This window comes from Streptococcus sanguinis, from assembly GCF_019929145.1.
In the GTDB taxonomy this organism is placed as follows: domain Bacteria; phylum Bacillota; class Bacilli; order Lactobacillales; family Streptococcaceae; genus Streptococcus; species Streptococcus sanguinis_U.
The window spans coordinates 1,121,287-1,136,963 of sequence record NZ_JAHZOW010000001.1 but is presented as its reverse complement, the minus strand read 5'-3'; the positions used below and the strand labels follow the sequence as shown (position 1 = coordinate 1,136,963).

The following is a 15,677-nucleotide window of genomic DNA, read 5'->3' as shown; positions in this document are numbered from 1 at the left end:
GTTGTCTCAATTTTTGTTGGGAATAGCAGGCTTTTTATTTTTGGCAGGAAAATCAAGGCACTGATAGAATTTAAAAATTTTAGGTCTTATTTACAATCATTCTTAATAGCCAAGTAAGCCTAGTCATGGTATAATGGTAATGACTTAGATGAGAGGCTATAACGGAGTAAATAATGAAACAAGAACATCAGCATGACTTTGACCAAGTAATTGGCCATTTGCGCGCCAAGGGTGTGCGCATTACAGAAACGCGGAAGGCGGTAATTGACTATATTATCCAAAGTCACGACCATCCTAGCGCTGAAATGATATATCAGGACTTGAAGCCCAATTTCCCTAATATGAGTCTGGCAACAGTCTATAATAATCTCAAGGTTCTGATTGATGAGGGCTTTGTCGCTGAGCTCAAGGTTCGCAATGATACGACGACCTACTTTGACTTTATGGGTCATCAACATCTCAATGTCATCTGTGAAAAATGCGGCCGTATCGCTGATATGGAGCTGGAACTTCCAGATGTGAAGCATGAGGCTGAAGTGCAGACTGGCTACCACATCACCCAAAGCCAGACGACTGTCTATGGCCTTTGCCCCCAATGCCAGCAGGAGACGGTGTGACTGCGAGAATGATTAGCAGCTTTTTGGAGACTCAAAGACGAACAAAGTTGTGACTCGCTTCGCAAATTCAATCTGCAACTTCAAAGCGGCAATTTGAGCAATCAGCTATTGCGTTAAGATTCTATTCCTAATAAAAGGTAAGGCTAGAACTTATGTCTCTTAGCCTTTTTCTATGTGTTTTAGCGAGGCTTGTTCGCAGGATATCATCTGAGCTTAGAGACATTGGTACCTAGTCAAGTACAGCACTTAGCAAGATCAGATATTTTAAGTATAACCCTTATATACTTATGCTATTATTTTACAGGTAGAATAATCTGTGATATAATGGGTACATAGAAAGCGCTTTTAAATAATAGAAGGGAGTAAATTATTAAAAAATAAGGCCTTGAGCCGTTTTGTTGTTTCTAAGGATTTATCATTTTTGGAGGTTTTTATCATGAAAAAAGCACGACTCACTAGCATTTTTATGCTTAGTTTACTGATTGTTTCAAACCTAGTTCTTCCGGCTCGTGTCTTTGCTGAAGAGGCAAATGCTAATAACACCGGGAAAGAAATTTTGTCTTCTCTTTTTGCAATAGAAGAAAGTTTAAACGAAAAAGGTTTGTCGCTTAAACAATTTGCTCAACTTCAACAAAGAGGGGAAGGTTTTTATTCAAAATTGGCAGCTCTAGCTGGGGAGATGAGCACAAAACAGCCACAGTTGACTGAAGAACAGAAAAAAATTGTAGATGAAAAACTGGAAAAGGCTAGAAAAATATCTGATAAATGGGATTATGCTTCTCAAATGGCACAACAAAATATGCAGCGAGATGGTAATGCAAGAGACATTAATAAAGAGACAGTCTATATGTATCTATCTCATTACATAGACATTAAGACTGGGATTTTGGATACGGTTAATCCGTATATCTCAAATGATGGCTATTTCAGTGCATGGATTGTTAATGACGATAGGCGAGCCTATGACCAGTATCTATCTAAAGCCTTACCTGTAGAGCAAGTAGCCACAGGAGTGAAAATGATAAAGTCAATTATTGATGTAAAAAATCTCTTCAAAGAACCAGGGAAAATTCTTTCAATAAATAATTACACTTTACAAATTCTCTATTCTTTAATTTTATTACGTTCAATACCCAAAGATTTACAAGGACTTGACGATAATATTAAAGAATTTGTGACTGCATTAAATGTTTCAAATGATCCTAAAATGACCATAGGAGCGTTAGAGCAAAGCCTTGAACTCGAGGGTTATGATGATGTTGTTAAAGGAGCAGTAAAAGGTATGGTTGTAAATGTCATTGCTTTATTGGCAGGACTGAAACCTTCCATAGTAATGGATTTAATTGAATCTGGAATAGAATTTTTAGGATATGCATCAAAGGATTTATATGATAAAGCATTATGGATTTCTTTGATTCAATACAATAATATGAGAGTTTCTAAACGTATCATGCGTTATTATGGGTTTGATTTTTAGGAGGTCTTATGTTCTGGAGAAGAGATTGGGAGGAAGAGATATCAGTAAGCAGAGAATCGCCTTTTTTGGAATGCCGTCATCTTCTTTTTGCAGAGGAAACGGACTATCCCATTTGTCCTTCTTGCGGCAAGCTAATAAAGAAAAATTTTCCTCAAAACAGTGTGGATCGCTCGCGTCTTTTTCTGATTTATCAAAAAGTGAAGCGACTCTGGATTATGAAATGGAAACTTATTATAATCACTCTAATTGCATTTATATCTTATAGTTTTCCAATAGATTTTAGTAATTGGCTTTTGAGGAATGGAGACTATGGTTTTAGAGACTTTTTTCCTATTACGCCTCATACACCGCTAGTATCTGACTTTACCTACATTGCTTATCTTCCTCTTTTTGTCTTCTTTTTTATTGGAGAGCGTTCTAGGCGTTTCACTAGCTTTTCTTTGGGCTTCGTTCGTTTTCATAAAATCATCTATTCCTTACCTGTGCAGCTAGCTTTTTTCTTGGCAGTATTTGCTGGGATTAATCAAGTAATGCCAGGTGTCTACAAGGTGATTGGAGATAATTACATATCAAAGTATGATTACCTAACTTCGGATCAGCACGTCAGGGGGGTAGAGCTTTTCATTTTTGTCAATATGCTCTCTATCTGGATTGTGTCTGGCTTACTGCTTATTTATCAGTTGATAGACAGGCGGCGGACTTGGTGGCTCAAGGAAGCTAATGAGGCTTATCTGTCTGGCGGGTGTTGATATGAAGAGATTTAGGAGGTCTTATGTTCTGGTGGAGAAAGAAATGGCTGGATGAGTTGTCAGACAGTGATGAATCGCCTCTTTTGGAATGCCGTCATCTTCTTTTTGAAGGGGAATCGGACTATCCTATTTGTCCTTCCTGTGGCAAGCTAATAAAGGAAAATCTTCCTCAAAACAGTGTGGATCGCTCACGTCTTTTTCTGATTTATCAAAAAGTGAAGCGAGTATGGAGTGTCAAAATTGGGATTACTTCAACACTGCTCATTATCATTCTATCTTATTGGTTGCCACAGGTTATAGGTGGCTGGTTTCTATGGACAGGCGACTATGGATTTAGTAGATTTATTCCTTCTAGTTCTCATAATCCCACCTTATTTAGTGTGACACTTTTTGGCTACATTCCCTTATTTATCCTTTTTGTAGCAAGAGAGCGTGTTAAGCGATTTTTTACCTTCTCTTTGAGGATTGAGCATTTTCATAAAATTCTTTATTCTTGGCCAGTTCAGCTTACTCTCTTTATCTTTGTTATCATCTTATTAAGTGCTTATATGCCTAAGTTTTACGAAATGGAAGGAGAATCGTTGATTGTCAAGCAAATTCAGCTAACTCCCGCCCAGCAGACTAAGGGAGTAGAGCTCTTTGTCTTTGTCAATATGCTTTGTAACTGGATAGTAGCAGGCTTGTTGGCCATTCATCAACTGATAGACAGGAGACGGACTTGTTGGCTCAAGGAAGCTAATGAGGTTTATCTGTCTGGTGGGTGTTAGGGCAAAGGTTTCTGCTAGGAAATACAAAAGCGCTTTCTTGCTGAAAAAGGTCTGATTTGACGAAATAGGCTAGCTTTTTAGGCGAAAATTTTGTAAAATAGAATAGATAAACGGGGACTGCCTCGGAAAATAAAAGGAGAATCCATCTAATGGTAAAATTAGTTTTTGCTCGCCACGGTGAGTCTGAATGGAACAAAGCTAACCTGTTCACTGGTTGGGCCGATGTTGATTTGTCTGAAAAAGGTACACAGCAAGCAATCGACGCTGGTAAACTGATTAAAGAAGCAGGTATTGAGTTTGACCAAGCTTACACTTCAGTATTGAAGCGTGCGATTAAGACAACTAACCTTGCTTTGGAAGCAGCTGATCAGCTTTGGGTACCAGTTGAAAAATCATGGCGTTTGAACGAGCGTCACTATGGCGGCCTGACTGGTAAAAACAAGGCAGAAGCAGCTGAGCAATTTGGTGATGAGCAAGTGCATATCTGGCGTCGTTCATACGATGTATTGCCTCCAGCAATGCCACGTGATGATGAGTACTCAGCACACACTGACCGTCGTTACGCTTCACTTGACGACTCAGTTATTCCAGATGCTGAAAACTTGAAAGTTACGCTTGAGCGTGCCCTTCCATTCTGGGAAGACAAGATTGCTCCAGCTTTGAAAGATGGCAAAAATGTCTTTGTAGGTGCACACGGTAACTCAATCCGTGCCCTTGTGAAGCACATCAAACAATTGTCTGACGATGAAATCATGGATGTGGAAATTCCAAACTTCCCACCATTGGTATTCGAATTTGACGAGAAATTGAACGTAGTAAAAGAATACTACCTTGGAAAATAAGCTTAAAGGAATCTGAGATTATTCTCAGGTTCTTTGCTTTTCCAGAGAGGAAGGACAAGGATTGTTAGAAGCCTAGCCGGTAAGTCTTTTAGGTTCCGTGCTTTGACGGATTTCTTCTTAACTCGTCCACTTTTTCAGATTTTCTATCAGTTTTGAAACATTCATCGAGCTGGATTTATGGTAAAATAAAGGTCAGAACTTTTACTAGAATGAGAGAGAAGATGGCAAGGAAGAAGAGAAAATTTGACAGTCATTCCATCACCAGAAGGCTTTATCTGCTGTTTGGAATCGTGATGTTTTTATTTTTAGCCTTGATTGCCCGTCTGGGCTATATGCAGGTGGTCAATCAGGACTTTTATACAGATAAGTTGGCCAAGGCCAGTAAAACCAAGATTACCACTAGCTCAGTGCGTGGGCAGATTTATGATGCTACTGGAAAGCCCTTGGTGGAAAATACGACCAAGCAGGTGGTGACCTATACACGGGATAACCGGCTGACGGCTGGTGAGATTCGAGCGACAGCTCAAAAGCTCCTGGGCTATATCAGTGTCAGCGATACAGAGGTGACAGACCGCCAAGAGGTGGATTATTATTTGGCGGACAGCGCAGTCTATCAGGAAGTAGTGGAAAAGCTACCCAAGGACAAGAAATTTGATACAGATGGTAACCGCCTGCCTGAGTCCAGAATCTATAAGGCGGCAGCTGAAAGCATTGACCCTAAGCAGCTGGGCTATACGGATGAGGAAAAGAAGGCCATTGTTCTCTTTAGTCAGATGAATGCGATTTCCAACTTTGCGACGGGGACCATCCAGACAGATCCGCTGACAACAGAGCAGGTGGCTGTACTGGCTTCCAGCAGCAAGGATTTGCCAGGTATCAGTGTCTCAACGGGCTGGGACCGCAAGGTCTTGGATACCTCGCTGGCTTCTATCGTGGGTAATATCTCGACAGAAAAGACTGGACTTCCGGCTGAGGAAGTGGATGATTACCTGAAAAAAGGCTACTCCCTTAATGACCGGGTGGGGACCTCTTATCTGGAAAAGCAGTATGAGTCGGTCCTTCAAGGCAAGCGAGCCGAGAAGGAGATTCATCTGGACAAAAATGGTAATATGGAGAGTGTGGAAAATATCTCTGACGGCAGTAAGGGAGACAATCTCAAGCTGACGGTGGACTTGAGCTTCCAGCAAGGAGTGGAGGACATTCTCAAAAATGCCTTTAATGCGGAGTTGGTGAGTGGCAATGCGACCTACTCTGAGGGTGTCTATGCTGTAGCTATGGATCCAAATACCGGCGCCGTCTTGGCTATGGCAGGCATCCGGCACGATCTGGAAACTGGAGAAAACTCTGTCGATGCTCTGGGAACCATGACCAATGTCTTTGTTCCGGGATCTGTGGTCAAAGCTGCAACATTGACCTCGGGCTGGGAGAATAATGCCATTAGCGGCAACCAAGTCCTGACAGACCAGCCGATTAGCTTTGGCGGTACGGACAGTATCACTTCTTGGTTTACCCAGTATGGTTCACGTGCTATCACAGCCCAAGAGGCCTTGGAATACTCTTCCAATACCTATATGGTGCAGGTGGCGCTGAAGATGATGGGAACGCCTTACTCAGCGGATATGAAGCTGGATTTTGATGAGCTGGATCCGTCCATGAAAAAGCTGCGGTCGACCTTTGCAGAATATGGTCTGGGCACTGAGACAGGGATTGATTTGCCAAATGAGTCCACAGGCTATCTTCCAGACAAGTTTACCTTTGCTAACTATCTGACCAATTCGTTCGGCCAGTTTGACAATTATACAACGCTTCAGCTGGCCCAGTATGCCTCAACAGTAGCTAATAACGGCAAGCGTGTGGCTCCGCATATCGTTGAAGGCATTTACGGTAACAGCGACCAAGGAGGACTCGGTGATTTGGTGCAGAAAATTGATACCAAGGAGCTGAACCAGGTCAATATCTCTGACGAGGATATGAGCATTATCAAGCAAGGCTTCTATCAAGTGGTTCATGGCAGCAGTGGCTTTACGACTGGCCGGACTATTTCTCAGGGAGAGAGTGTGCCAATCAGTGCCAAGACTGGTACGGCTGAGACCTTTGTGGACAAGGGCAAGAAAGAAGCCATCAATACCAATGTCGTGTCCTATGCACCAAGTGAGAAACCGCAGATTGCGGTGGCGGTGGTGTTCCCTCACAATACGGACCTATCTTCTACTGTCAGCCACAGTATCACTCGTGATATTATCAATCTATACAATCAACAACACCCTATGAATTAGTGCTCAATGAAAATCATCAGCAAACGGAGAAAGCTTAAGTTGTCAGTGCTCAAGTAGAGCAATCTGGTTTGAGGAGATTTTTTGAGAATAGAGAAAGGATTTTATGCTTTACCCAACCCCTATTGCCAAGCTGATTGACAGTTTTTCAAAACTGCCCGGCATTGGCATCAAAACAGCCACTCGACTGGCTTTTTACACTATTGGCATGAGCGATGACGATGTCAATGAATTTGCCAAGAATCTTCTGGCTGCTAAGCGTGAGCTGAGCTACTGCTCTGTCTGCGGCAACCTGACGGACGAAGACCCTTGTGCTATCTGCCAAGACCAGTCGCGCGATCAATCAACTATTTTGATCGTTGAGGACAGCCGGGATGTGTCAGCCATGGAAAATATCCAGGAATACCACGGACTTTATCATGTCCTGCACGGCTTGATTTCACCTATGAACGGCGTTGGACCGGATGACATCAATCTCAAGAGTCTGATTACTCGTTTGATGGATAGTGAGGTAACGGAAGTTATCGTCGCGACCAATGCGACTGCGGATGGCGAAGCGACCTCCATGTATATCTCCCGGGTCTTGAAGCCCGCTGGGATTAAGGTGACTCGCCTAGCGCGTGGTTTGGCGGTTGGCTCCGATATTGAGTATGCGGATGAGGTTACACTGATTCGCGCTATCGAAAATCGGACGGAATTATAAACATAAAGGATTTTTCTGGCTCTAGCTGGCTGGAAGAGTCCTTTTTTCTGTTCAAAAATGCTAGGAATTGTGATATACTAAAACGGACTGATACAGAAGCTTCTGCTTGGAAGACTTGACTAGCTAGGTAGATGCAAAACCAAGCTTTTGAACTTGATTCTTCTCGGGCTGGCAGCTTTTGTAAATTGTACTATTTTTAGAAAATGATAGGAAAAATCATGGCAAAACAAAGATTGATTTTATTGTATGGCGGACGCAGTGCAGAGCGGGAAGTTTCGGTTTTATCAGCTGAGAGCGTCATGCGGGCTGTCAATTATGATAGATTCTCGGTGAAGACTTACTTCATCACCAAGGATGGAGATTTTATCCAAACTCAGGAATTTGAAGCAAAGCCAGCAGCTGATGAGAAGCTGATGACCAATGCCACAGTTGATATGTCTCGGAAGATTAAGCCTAGCGATATTTACGAAGATGGAGCAGTGGTCTTTCCGATCCTGCATGGTCCCATGGGCGAAGATGGCTCTATCCAAGGCTTTCTAGAAGTACTCAAAATGCCTTATGTTGGCTGTAATATTTTATCTTCTGGCCTGGCCATGGATAAAATCACGACCAAGCGAGTGCTGGAATCGGCAGGTATCGCCCAAGTGCCTTATGTGGCGCTAGTTGATGGAGAGGATATAGAGCAAAAAATCCAGGAAATCGAAGAGCAATTGACCTATCCAGTCTTTACAAAGCCTTCTAATATGGGCTCCAGTGTCGGCATTTCTAAATCGGAGAACCAAGCAGAACTGCGTGCTTCTCTGGACCTGGCTTTCAAATACGACAGTCGGGTACTGGTTGAGCAAGGAGTGACAGCTCGCGAGATTGAGGTTGGGCTTCTGGGCAATGTTGACGTCAAGAGTACCCAGCCTGGAGAAGTGGTCAAGGACGTGGCTTTCTATGACTACGAAGCCAAATACATTGATAATAAAATTACCATGGATATTCCGGCCAAGATTCCAGAAGAAGTGGTGAGCCTGATGCGTCAAAATGCAGAGGCCGCTTTCCGAGCTCTGGGGGGTCTGGGACTGTCCCGCTGTGATTTCTTCTATACAGAAGATGGTCAGGTCTTCCTTAATGAGCTCAATACCATGCCAGGTTTTACCCAGTGGTCTATGTATCCATTGCTTTGGGAAAATATGGGGCTGGCCTATCCTGACTTGATTGAGAAACTAGTTGGCCTAGCTGAAGAGGCATTTGCCAAGAGAGAGGCGCATCTTCTCTAAAATATGATATAATAGAGGGGCTGAAAATTTTCGGTCCTTTCTTTTTGCGAGCAAACCGAAAAATGAGGAAGAGAAGAAGTATGAAATTAGATTTATATGAAATCGCAGAAGTCCTGTCTGCGAAAAATGATGTGACTCAGTTTGAAAATGTCGCGCTTAGAAATGCTGAGTTTGACAGCCGCTTGATTGAATCGGGTGACCTTTTTGTGCCCCTTAAGGGAGCACGTGATGGCCACGAATTTATCCCAACAGCCTTTGCCCAGGGAGCTGCTGCCACCCTATCTGAGCGTCCAGTTGCAGAGGGGGCTTATATCTTGGTCGATGATGTCCTGACGGCCTTTCAGCGCTTGGCCCAGTACTATCTGGAAAAGAAGCAAGTGGATGTGCTGGCAGTGACAGGTTCCAACGGCAAAACGACAACCAAGGATATGCTGGCTCAGCTACTAGCAACCACTTACAAGACATATAAGACCCAAGGTAATTACAATAACGAAATCGGTCTGCCTTACACAGTTCTGCACATGCCTGAGGACACAGAGAAACTTGTCTTAGAAATGGGGCAGGACCACTTGGGCGATATCCATCTCCTGTCTGAACTTGCCAAACCTAAGACAGGCATTGTAACTCTGGTTGGAGAAGCCCATCTGGAATTTTTCGGCAGCCGAGCTGAAATTGCCCAAGGCAAGATGCAGATTGCGGACGGTTTGAGAAAAGATGGTCTCTTGATTGTTCCGGCGGATAAGATTGTCAATGAATTTCTGCCAGCAGACTGCAAACTGGTTCGCTTTGGTCCTGATGCGGATATCTTCCTGACGCGTTTGGAAGAGCGCAAGAACAGCTTGAGCTTTGAATGCAACTTTTTAGAGCAGAGGATTGACCTGCCTGTGACCGGTAAGTATAATGCAACCAACGCCATGATTGCAGCCTATGCAGCTCTGCAGGAGGGGGTATCTGAGGTGGCTATTGCTCAAGCCTTTTCTGAGCTGGAGCTGACCCGCAATCGAACAGAGTGGAAGAAAGCTGGTAATGGCGCAGATATCCTATCGGATGTCTACAATGCCAATCCAACAGCCATGCGCTTGATTCTGGAGACTTTCTCGACCATTCCGGCCAATCCAGGCGGACGAAAATTGGCAGTGCTGGCGGATATGAAAGAGCTGGGAGCGGACTCTAAGTCTATGCATGGCTCGATGATTACCAGTCTCAATCCAGAAATTGTGACCGACCTTTTCCTTTATGGACAGGACATGGAAGCTCTCTATGACTATGCCAAGGAAATCTACCCGCCAGGCAAGGTCCATTACTTTATCAAAAATGACGAGAAAGACCAGTTTGAACAGCTGACCAAAGCTGTCAGAGAGAAGCTTGCTCCTGCCGACCAAATCCTTCTCAAAGGTAGCAATTCCATGAATCTGGCGAAGCTGGTAGAGGACTTGGAAGATGGAAACTAAAGAAATTGCAAAAACCATTCAACGTCTCCTTTCTATTACAGAGACAGGTCTAGCATTTAGTCGTGATGAATTTGATCGAGAGCGTTACTTAGAACTCCGTCAGCTTTTGGGACACCTCCTGGCTGATTGGTCAGATTTGGATGGGAAAGAATTGGCAGAGCTGTTGCGCCCAACGGATTTTTATGCCACTCCCTTGATTGATGTCCGAGCTGTACTGGTTCGAGACGGGAAAGTCTGTTTAGTCAAGGGTAAAAATGAGAAAACTTGGGCTTTACCTGGCGGCTTTTGTGAAGTCGGCCTATCTCCTAAGGAAAATATCGTCAAGGAAGTCCAAGAAGAAACGGGATTTAATGTTTCAGTTTCGCGTCTGCTTGCAATTTTTGATACTAATAAATTTCAATTTCAGAGTAAGCAATATGCTAAACTGGTCTTCGAGTGTCAGATAGAGGATGGAGATTTTCAGCCTAATACAGAAATAGAAGAGTTAGCTTTCTTTGATATCCAATCTTTACCAGAATTATCCTCTAAGCGGACGACAAAAGAACAGTTGGAAATCCTTTGGGAGATTTATCAAGGAGATAGAGAACAGTATTTGGATTAGTTAAGTAAGTTTCTGGAATGCTTTTTGTCTGAAAAAGTTAGAAATTATTGCAACAACAGGTAAAATCAACCTCGTTCAAACCTTATATTAGAATGGGAGCCTAGGAGATGGGAATAAGAGATATGTTTACAACCTATAAAACCGAACCGCCTCAACTGGGACTTTGGTATTTTGTTCTTTTGGGGCTGGTCTTTGCGATTATCTGGCTTTCCTATCGCTACTACAATCGGAAGCCTTACCAGCAGCTATTTGTCGGGATGCAAGCTTGCCAGCTGATAGGCCTCTACTCTTGGTATATGCTGACTGCTGCCCCTTTGTCTGAGAGTCTGCCTTTTTATCATTGCAGAATGGCTATGTTTGCCTTGATGTTTCTGCCTAATCGCTCAGTGTATAAATTTTATTTTGCACTTTTGGGGACTTTTGGTTCGATTGTAGCCTTTATCTATCCGATTTTTGATCCCTATCCTTTTCCCCATATCACTATTTTGTCCTTTATCATCGGTCATCTAGCGCTCTTGGGAAATTGTTTGATTTATCTTTTCAGATATTATCATACTTTCTCTATGAGCTGGCAGCGAGTGGTGTGGACGACCTTTATGATGAATGCTTTTTTGCTTGTTATCAATATGTTGACAAAGGGTTCTTATGGATTTCTTACAGATCCGCCGCTTGTTGGCAATCACGGACTCTTGCTCAATTATCTGCTTGTTTCAATCGTCTTAAGTGCAGCAGTCTGCTTGGTTTCTGAAATTTTTAAGCGCGTGGAGCAGACCAAGACAGTCACCCTAACTTAATTATCTCATGGAGGATTTATGAAAGATTTTTTAACTACGACAAAAACGGTAGCACCGCCTATCTCGATTTTATGGTATGCTGTGATGATTGCTCTGGTTTTGCTGTCTATTTGGAGCTCGCTCAAATACCACGATAATCCGCGTTTTGTCAAAGCTTTTAAGTGGATTCAGATTGCTCAACTGCTGATGCTTTATAGCTGGTATTTTGGTTTTCGAATTCCCTTTACCAACAGCTTACCCTTTTATCATTGCCGCCTGGCTATGTTTGCGGTGGTCTTTCTGCCAGACAAATGGCGCAGCAAGCAGTATTTTGCTCTTTTAGGAGCTAGCGGAGCGGTCTTTGCCTTGGGCTATCCAGTTTTTGACCCCTATGATTTCCCGCACATTACCAGCTTTTCTTTCCTAATTGGCCACTATGCCCTCTTGGTTAATTCCTTGATTTATCTGATGAATCACTATGACAAGACCCTGCTCAAGAAATACATGATTGTAGCCTACACCTTTGGGCTCAATCTTTTCCTAGTCGGCGTTAATCAAGTGACCGGAGGAAATTACGGTCTGCTAAAAAGTCCGCCTTTCATCCCTGATGCCCCCCTATGGATAAAGTACCTCCTTGTGTCAGTCATCCTTTCTCTGGCTCTGGTTCTCTTTGATATATTGTTTAAGAAACGGTGGAAAAAGCAGTTAAGTTTGGTCCGCAGTTAATTCACTTTAAATTTATAGCTCCTGTCAAGTTAATTTGGCAGGATTTTTTTATTAGGAAGCCTTATCACGCCCTGCTTTGCTTCTAGTAACAAATGGACTATTTGTCTATCAACTCTTTAAGTTGGTCGAGCTAGACGCTTCTGTGACATCTGAAGAAAAAGAAGAGCTGGAAACCAGAAAAAGCGCCTGCTCTGTTTACTGGGGTTGAACTCAATCTTTGCAATTTGTGTCATTGTCAGATTTTAAAGGAAATTTCATTGACTTAGGAGAATAGAATCGCACGAAAGGGCGATTTTTATCTTCTTTAGATAATTGAAAAAAAGCGCTAAATCCGCTATAATAGGTAGGTTGAAAGGTTGGAATACTCCAATGTAAAATATCAAAAAACAAATACTAAGATTCGCCATTATCCTAAATGAAAGAAAGAGAAGAAGATGACTTTACAAGAAGAAATTAAGAAACGCCGGACCTTTGCCATTATCTCCCACCCGGACGCGGGGAAGACGACCATCACAGAGCAGTTGCTCTACTTCGGAGGCGAGATTCGTGAGGCTGGGACAGTCAAGGGGAAAAAGACGGGTAATTTTGCCAAGTCTGACTGGATGGATATTGAGAAGCAGCGGGGGATTTCAGTGACTTCCTCTGTCATGCAGTTTGACTACGATGGCAAGCGGGTCAATATCCTGGATACGCCAGGGCATGAGGACTTCTCAGAAGATACTTATAGGACCTTGATGGCTGTGGATGCTGCGGTCATGGTTATTGACTCGGCCAAGGGTATTGAGGCTCAGACCAAGAAATTGTTTGAGGTTGTCAAGCATCGGAATATTCCGGTCTTCACTTTTATGAACAAGCTGGACCGTGACGGTCGCGAGCCCTTGGACTTGCTGGAAGAACTGGAAGAGATTTTGGGCATTGCCAGCTACCCGATGAATTGGCCGATTGGCATGGGTAAGAGCTTTGAGGGACTTTATGACCTCTACAATGAGCGGCTGGAACTTTATAAGGGCGAGGAGCGCTTTGCGACTCTGGCAGAAGGCGACCAACTGTTTGCTTCCAATCCTTTTTATGAGCAAGTTAAGGAAGATATTGAGCTCTTGAGCGAAGCTGGGAATGAATTCTCGGAAGAAGCGATTTTGGCTGGCAAGCTGACACCTGTTTTCTTCGGCTCAGCCCTGACCAACTTTGGCGTCCAGACTTTCCTGGAAACCTTCCTCAAGTTTGCTCCGGAACCGCATGGCCACAAGAAGACAGATGGCGAGGTAGTCGAGCCACTCAGCCCAGACTTTTCAGGCTTTGTCTTTAAGATTCAGGCCAATATGGATCCGCGCCACCGCGACCGCATCGCCTTTGTTCGTATCGTTTCAGGCGAGTTTGAGCGCGGTATGAGTGTCAACCTGCCTCGCACTGGCAAGTCCGCTAAGCTGTCTAATGTTACTCAGTTTATGGCTGAGAGTCGGGAAAATGTGACCAATGCTGTAGCTGGTGATATTATCGGGGTTTATGATACGGGGACTTATCAGGTCGGCGACACCCTGACTGTAGGTAAGAATAAATTTGAATTTGAGCCTCTACCAACCTTTACTCCAGAGATCTTTATGAAAGTTTCGGCTAAGAATGTCATGAAGCAAAAATCCTTCCATAAGGGGATTGAACAGCTGGTGCAAGAGGGAGCCATCCAGCTTTATACCAACTACCAGACGGGCGAGTACATGCTGGGCGCTGTCGGTCAGCTTCAGTTTGAAGTCTTCAAGCACCGCATGGAAAATGAATACAATGCTGAAGTAGTTATGAATCCTATGGGTAAAAAGACTGTCCGTTGGATTTCACCAGATGACTTGGACGAGCGCATGTCTTCTAGCCGTAACATTCTAGCCAAAGACCGCTTTGATCAGCCAGTCTTCCTCTTTGAAAACGACTTTGCCCTGCGCTGGTTCGCGGACAAGTATCCAGATGTTAAACTGGAAGAGAAGATGTAACGTACTAAGATTGCTTGGCTACATAGTAGTCTAAGCAATCTACGCCATGTCCTATGGGACCATGGCTAAGTACCTTACTAACTGCGTTTGGCAAATAAAATCGATTTGCCAAACTCCGTGTCGTAGTGAATGGGATTGTTATGATTGTATAACAAACTAAGGTTACTAAGGCCGAGTTCAGTTGGCCCCTTGCTAACCACTTGACTAATCTCATTAGGCGAGGCAGTTGATTTGATTGGTTTTGTGCTCCGACATTGCATATTTACTTGCAGGAAGAGTTTATGAAGTTGGGTGCTAGTTTATTAGAGAATTATTCTACATTGTAGAAAGGAGCTCCATGTTTCTGGAAAGAAAACTAAAAGATCAGTCTGTCTGGATCAACATTGACTCAGATAGTTTCAAAAAGAATGCCCGGATTTATCAGGATTATGAAATTGATAAAGAGACCATCGAGTATGCGCTGGATAAGAACGAGCGGGCTCACATGGATTACAATCGTGAGAATGGAACTGTTGTCTTTATCTACAATGTCCTTGATCTAGCGACAGATAAGGAACATTATGAGACGATTCCTATGACCTTTGTGGTGCAACAGAGACGGCTCATTACGATTAGCAACCAGGATAATGCCTATATTGTCGATATGATGAAGTCTTATACTGAGCGTCATGAGCCAGTATCGGTCTATAAGTTTCTCTTTGCTAGTCTAGAGTTGATCTCCAATTCTTACTATCCGGTTGTTGAGCGGATGGACAAGCGCAAGGATGAGATTAATGCTCTCCTGCGTCAGACCACTACCAAAAAACACCTATTTGCCCTGTCCGACTTGGAAACTTCTATGGTCTATCTAGTTGCTGCAGCTAAGCAGAATCGTATGCTCCTAGAGCATATTAAGAGTCATGGCATTTATCGCCGTTTTGATGAATTAGAAACCGAGCAATTTGAGGATGCTATGATTGAGGCTCGTCAGCTCGTTTCGATGACTGATCTGATTGCTCAAGTTCTCAGCCAGCTCTCTGGCTCCTACAATAATATCCTGAACAACAATCTGAATGACAATTTGACGGTATTGACCATCATTTCGGTCCTTCTGGCAGTGCTTGCAGTTATCACTGGTTTCTTTGGTATGAATGTTCCTCTGCCCTTGTCTAATGATAAAAATGCCTGGATCTATATTGTTGTCATTAGTCTAATCATCTGGGGACTTCTGACCAAGCTTCTTAAATGGTTGGCCAATAAGAAGTAAACATTTGAAATTATTTTCCCTATAACAAGCACCGAGAATGGTGCTTGTTTTTTTCTTGCTTTGGAAAGAAAATGATTAGTACAGTTTGCCTGCATTTAAAAAACTGTTATTTTATGTAATAAAACATAACATAAAAATTATAATTTTTATTGCATAAATTTTCATAATAAAGTATAATATAAAACAATTTAAAATAAGTGAGGGGTAG

Annotated in this window: 14 protein-coding genes; all 14 read left to right on the top strand. The window is 43.1% G+C overall.

Annotation, left to right across the window (positions count from 1 at the left end):
* Nucleotides 1–173 precede the first annotated feature (173 nt).
* The 14 genes from K1I94_RS05375 (at nt 174) to K1I94_RS05310 (ending at nt 15,469) form a co-directional block, all read left to right on the top strand.
* Nucleotides 174–617 (top strand): Fur family transcriptional regulator, encoded by a 444-nt coding sequence (locus tag K1I94_RS05375; RefSeq protein ID WP_223314652.1) that lies wholly within the window; start codon nt 174–176, stop codon nt 615–617.
* 436 nt (nt 618–1,053) lie between these two features.
* On the top strand, nt 1,054–2,094 hold the full coding sequence (locus K1I94_RS05370) for a hypothetical protein (RefSeq protein ID WP_223314651.1): 1,041 nt from the start codon (nt 1,054–1,056) through the stop codon (nt 2,092–2,094).
* Nucleotides 2,095–2,102: 8 nt separating this feature from the next.
* Nucleotides 2,103–2,843 (top strand): hypothetical protein, encoded by a 741-nt coding sequence (locus tag K1I94_RS05365; RefSeq protein ID WP_223314650.1) that lies wholly within the window; start codon nt 2,103–2,105, stop codon nt 2,841–2,843.
* Between the two features lie 23 nt (nt 2,844–2,866).
* Nucleotides 2,867–3,610 carry a hypothetical protein gene (locus K1I94_RS05360; RefSeq protein ID WP_223314649.1) on the top strand — a complete coding sequence of 248 codons (744 nt, stop codon included), beginning with the start codon at nt 2,867–2,869 and terminating at the stop codon, nt 3,608–3,610.
* 149 nt (nt 3,611–3,759) lie between these two features.
* On the top strand, nt 3,760–4,452 hold the full coding sequence (locus K1I94_RS05355) for a phosphoglycerate mutase (RefSeq protein ID WP_002896114.1): 693 nt from the start codon (nt 3,760–3,762) through the stop codon (nt 4,450–4,452).
* A gap of 209 nt (nt 4,453–4,661) precedes the next feature.
* The gene (gene pbp2b, locus K1I94_RS05350) at nt 4,662–6,728 is read left to right on the top strand and encodes a penicillin-binding protein PBP2B (protein ID WP_223314648.1); all 2,067 of its coding nucleotides are present in this window, start codon (nt 4,662–4,664) and stop codon (nt 6,726–6,728) included.
* Between the two features lie 103 nt (nt 6,729–6,831).
* Entirely contained in the window at nt 6,832–7,428 is a 597-nt protein-coding gene (gene recR, locus K1I94_RS05345; protein ID WP_002897999.1) for a recombination mediator RecR, read from the top strand.
* 218 nt (nt 7,429–7,646) lie between these two features.
* Entirely contained in the window at nt 7,647–8,693 is a 1,047-nt protein-coding gene (locus K1I94_RS05340) for a D-alanine--D-alanine ligase (protein ID WP_223314647.1), read from the top strand.
* Nucleotides 8,694–8,773: 80 nt separating this feature from the next.
* Nucleotides 8,774–10,144 carry a UDP-N-acetylmuramoyl-tripeptide--D-alanyl-D-alanine ligase gene (locus K1I94_RS05335; RefSeq protein ID WP_223314646.1) on the top strand — a complete coding sequence of 457 codons (1,371 nt, stop codon included), beginning with the start codon at nt 8,774–8,776 and terminating at the stop codon, nt 10,142–10,144.
* Entirely contained in the window at nt 10,134–10,745 is a 612-nt protein-coding gene (locus tag K1I94_RS05330) for an NUDIX hydrolase N-terminal domain-containing protein (RefSeq protein ID WP_061592087.1), read from the top strand. The genes K1I94_RS05335 and K1I94_RS05330 overlap by 11 nt, the downstream gene beginning before the upstream one ends.
* Before the next feature lie 107 nt (nt 10,746–10,852).
* Nucleotides 10,853–11,539, top strand: a complete 687-nt coding sequence (locus K1I94_RS05325; protein WP_223314645.1) for a YwaF family protein — start codon at nt 10,853–10,855, stop codon at nt 11,537–11,539.
* Between the two features lie 18 nt (nt 11,540–11,557).
* Nucleotides 11,558–12,244 (top strand): YwaF family protein, encoded by a 687-nt coding sequence (locus tag K1I94_RS05320; RefSeq protein ID WP_002900863.1) that lies wholly within the window; start codon nt 11,558–11,560, stop codon nt 12,242–12,244.
* Nucleotides 12,245–12,678: 434 nt separating this feature from the next.
* Entirely contained in the window at nt 12,679–14,223 is a 1,545-nt protein-coding gene (locus tag K1I94_RS05315) for a peptide chain release factor 3 (protein ID WP_004187794.1), read from the top strand.
* A 337-nt stretch (nt 14,224–14,560) separates the two neighbouring features.
* Nucleotides 14,561–15,469, top strand: a complete 909-nt coding sequence (locus K1I94_RS05310; protein ID WP_223314644.1) for a magnesium transporter CorA family protein — start codon at nt 14,561–14,563, stop codon at nt 15,467–15,469.
* The last annotated feature ends 208 nt before the right edge of the window (nt 15,470–15,677 follow it).